The organism is Arthrobacter sp. HMWF013 (assembly GCF_003061105.1).
Lineage (GTDB): Bacteria > Actinomycetota > Actinomycetes > Actinomycetales > Micrococcaceae > Arthrobacter.
Window position 1 is genome coordinate 1 of the sequence record NZ_QAIQ01000461.1, and the last position, 3,924, is coordinate 3,924.

Sequence of the window (3,924 nt, forward strand, 5' to 3'; positions counted from 1 at the left end):
GGCCGGACGGACGGAACAGCAGCACCAGCGCCAGGGCCAGCACCACAACGAAGTCACCGGTGCCGCCGAGGTAGAAGTTGGCGAACTGCTGCAGGACAGCGACCCCGACGGCGGCAATCGCCGCGCCGGTCAGGGAACCGAGCCCGCCGATCACGGTGACGATGAAGGCGAAGATCAGCAGCGAGCCGCCCAGCATCGGCGAGACGTAGCCGAAGTAATGGGAGGCCAGGACTCCGCCCAGCCCCGCCGCGGCGCCGCCGATGGTGAAGACGAGGGTGAAGGCTTTGCGGACGTCGATGCCCAGGGCGGTCACCATGGAACGGTTTTCGACGCCGGCCCGGATGATCATGCCGTACCGGGTGTTTTTGAGGAAGAACACCATGGCAAGCAGCACCAGGACAGCGGCGATGATGCAGACAAACCTGTCGTTCGGGACGCGGGCGCCGAGGATTTCGGTGGTGTCCTTGAACCATGCCGGGCCCTGGATGAAGACCGGATCGGTCCCCCAGATACCGTCGAAGAGGGCAACGGCGGCGAGCGAGAGTCCCACCGTGATGAGGACCTGCTCGATGTGCCGCTGGTAGAGCCGGCGGATCAGGACAAACTCGGTGAAAACGGCGAACAGTGCACCGGCTGCGGCTCCCACCAACAGCGAGAGCAGGAAGGTCCACCAGCTATCCGAGCCGGTCCGGCGGGCGATTTCCCAGCCGGTGAAGGCGCCGAGGGTGAGGAACGCGCCGTGCGCGAAGTTCAGGACGCCCATCAGCCCGTAGATCAGGGACAGTCCTGCGGCCACCAGGAAATACAGGGCGCCGAGGCCGAGGCCGGTGAAGAGCAGGAGGACGACGGTACTCACAGGGCCGCGCCTTTCCCGTGGCGGGCGGCCTGGTTGGCTGACACGGCTGAACCGAGCTCGGCTGAACCGCGCTCTGCTGGGGCGCCCTCTGCCGAGACGCCCAGCAGCCGCTGCGTCAGCTCGGCGTCGTCAAGGAACCCGAGGGCGCTGCCGGTGTGGACCACCCGCCCGCCGGACAGGACAACCGCGCCTTCCGCGAGTTGGCGGACCACGTGCAGGTTCTGCTCCACCAGGAGGATGGGAACAGTCTTGGCAGCCTCGGCGAGTGTTTCGGCCACCTCGGCGACAATCTTCGGGGCCAGGCCCTTGGTGGGTTCGTCCACGAGGAGGATCTTGTTGGTGTTCAGCAGGGCACGGGCCAGTGACACCATCTGCTGCTGGCCGCCGGAGAGGGTGCCCGCCATCTGGCCGGCCCGGGCCAGCAGGTCGGGGAAAAGCTCCTCGACGAGCTGCCTGCGCGGTGCGGCGTCGCGTTCCGCCAGGCGGAGGTTCTCCGCGACGGTGAGTTTGGAGAACACTTCGCGGTCCTCCGGGACGTAGCCCACGCCGCTGCGGATGATCTTGTAGGTGGGCTCCTTTTCGACCCGGACTCCGTCCAGTTCGACGGTTCCGGTGCGGTCGATCAGGCCGATGATGGCCTTGATGGTGCTGGTCTTGCCGACGCCGTTGCGGCCCAGCAGGGCGGTGATTCCGGTGGCCGGCACCGTGAAGGAGACGTCCTCCACCACCTGCTGGCCGGCGATGTGGGCGTTGAGTCCCGCAACTCTGAGGATCGGGCGCGCGTCCGCTGCGGTGCTCATACGGGTTCTCCAAGGTAGGCACTTTGTACGGTCGGATCGGCCATCACGGCCTCCGGGCTGTCCAGCGCGAGCAGGCTGCCGTGGTGCATGACCGCCACCCGGTCCACCAGCCCCAGGACCACGTCCATGTGGTGCTCCACCATCATCACGGTGCAGCCGCGGTCGCGGTGCATCCCGCGGATGATCGCGGTCAGGGAGGGGACGTCCCCGGACGCGACGCCGGCCATCGGCTCGTCCAGGAGGACGACGGCGGGATCCGTTGCCAGGAGGACGGCGATCTCCACCTTCCGCTTCTCGCCGTGCGAAAGGTCCCCCGCCGCCGTCGTCAGCTGGCCGGTCAGCCCGACTTCCCTGATGGTGCCCAGGGCAATCCGGGTGGCCTCATCGGAGGCGGAGGGGAAGCGCAGGATGCTGAAGCTGCCGCCGATTTTCGCCTGCGCGGCGAGCCGGACGTTCTCCAGCACACTGAGCCGGGGAAACAGGTTGGAGGTCTGGAAGGTCCGCCCCAGCCCTGCCTTGGCCCTGCGGTGGACCGGCGCGGCCGTGATCTCGCTGCCGTTCAGGGTGATGCTTCCTTCGGTGGGCCGCATCACGCCCGAGATCAGGTTGAACAGGGTGGTCTTGCCGGCGCCGTTGGGGCCGATGACGCCGACCATTTCGCCGGCGGCCACGGCGAAGCTCACATCCTGGAGGATGCGGGCTCCGCCGATCTGCAGGCCGAGGCCGTCCACCGCGAGGGCAGGCAGGGCTGGAGCTACCATTCGCTGGCCTCTTCTACTTCTTTTCGGGCGGTGCGACCTGATCGCCGGCAACCACCTTGATGAGTTCCGGGCTCCAGGCTGCGCCGTTCTGGACGAGCTTGACCTGGTACATGTCCTGGATCAGGGCGTGATCCGAGGCCCGGACCGTTTCCTTGCCCTTGGGGCCGTCGAAGCTGAAGCCTTCGAGTGCCTTGACCATGGCGTCGGCGTCGGAACCGCCTTCCTTGATGGCCTGGACAATCATCTGGCCGGCAACGAAGCCGTCCGGGGTGAAGAGATCGGCCTTTGCGCCTGCCTTTTCGACGGCGGCGATCATCTTCTTCTCCACCTCGGTACCGGAGGCACCCGGGAAGTAGTGGTTCAGGAAGCTGATCTTGCCGGTGGCCTCTCCATACGCACCGAAGGTGGCGGCGTCGCCGAGCCCTGTGACCACCGGCGCGGCGTCAAACGCTCCCTGCTGGCTGAGGGTCTGCCACATGGTGCCGGAGGTAGCTCCGGCCCAGGCCACGAACGTCATGTCCGGCTTGGCGTCGATGAGTTGGCGGGCGAAGGGTGTGAGTTCCTGTCCGTCCGGGACAAGCACGGCCTCAACCGTGGCGCCCTTGGCACCGAGGACGGCCTTGACGGCGGCCACGTTGCCCTGGCCGAAGGCGTTGTCCTGCGCGAACACCACCACCTTCTTGCCCTTGGTGTCGATGAACGAGCCGGCCGTGGCCACATCCTGCAGGCTCTGGCGGCCGGAACGGAACGTGTACTTGTTGATGCCCTGGATGGCGTCCGTGGCGGCGGGGCCGGAAATGTACAGGACCTTGTTCTGGGCTGCCTGTTCGGCGAGCTTCAGGGCGATGCCGGAGACCACCGTTCCGCCGATGATTTTGTAGCCCTTGCCGATCAGGTCCTTCGCGGCCGTGACGGCTTTGTCCGGGTCGCCGCCGTCGTCAACGTACGTCAGGTTGATCTTGGCACCGTTGACTGCGCCGGTCCCGTCCGTGGCGTGGTCGATGCCTGCCTGCAGGCCCTCGTAGTAGGTTGCGCCGTAGGCGGCAAGCGGCCCGGTCTTGGAGTAGATGATGCCCACATCCACGGGTTCCGCGGCGGTGGTGGCCCCGGCGCTGCCGGAGCCGGCCGGGGTGGCTGAGCCGGTGGTGGGCGCACAGGCGCTGAGGGCCAACCCGGTGGCCATAACGGCGGCCAGCAGGAACCTCTTTGTATCCTTCACGGGATGCCTTTCGTTGAAATCCGCGGAAACTGAGCAGTGGAGCCGAAGTAAGAATCTGGAGTGAACCTGAAAGGCGATTCAGGTTACGGCAAATCTATGGCGCAGCTCACATCCTGTCAACGGATTCCGGGCGCGCGATTGCAACGTTCCGGCAACGGATGATCGCTCCATCCAAAGACCCCCAAGCAACGCGGGGTCACTCCTCGCTCAATAAAGGGCCTCTATCGGGCATGAAGTGACCCCGCGTTGCTTATGCGAGGCGGGGTTGGGCGAGCCGGGGTAGGGATT

4 protein-coding genes are annotated in these 3,924 nt (G+C 66.5%); all 4 read right to left on the minus strand.

Annotated elements, in window-relative coordinates; genetic code table 11:
• Window positions 1–856 (minus strand): branched-chain amino acid ABC transporter permease (locus DBR22_RS16635; RefSeq protein ID WP_108599934.1); only part of this gene is annotated, 856 nt, incomplete at its 3' end.
• Window positions 853–1,656 (minus strand): ABC transporter ATP-binding protein, encoded by an 804-nt coding sequence (locus DBR22_RS16640; RefSeq protein WP_108599935.1) that lies wholly within the window; start codon window positions 1,654–1,656, stop codon window positions 853–855. The genes DBR22_RS16640 and DBR22_RS16635, both read right to left, overlap by 4 nt.
• The gene (locus tag DBR22_RS16645; protein WP_108599936.1) at window positions 1,653–2,417 is read right to left on the minus strand and encodes an ABC transporter ATP-binding protein; all 765 of its coding nucleotides are present in this window, start codon (window positions 2,415–2,417) and stop codon (window positions 1,653–1,655) included. The genes DBR22_RS16640 and DBR22_RS16645 overlap by 4 nt, the downstream gene beginning before the upstream one ends.
• 13 nt (window positions 2,418–2,430) lie before the next feature.
• Complete coding sequence (locus DBR22_RS16650) at window positions 2,431–3,636, minus strand: substrate-binding domain-containing protein (RefSeq protein WP_108599937.1); 1,206 nt, start codon at window positions 3,634–3,636, stop codon at window positions 2,431–2,433.
• Window positions 3,637–3,924 lie beyond the last annotated feature (288 nt).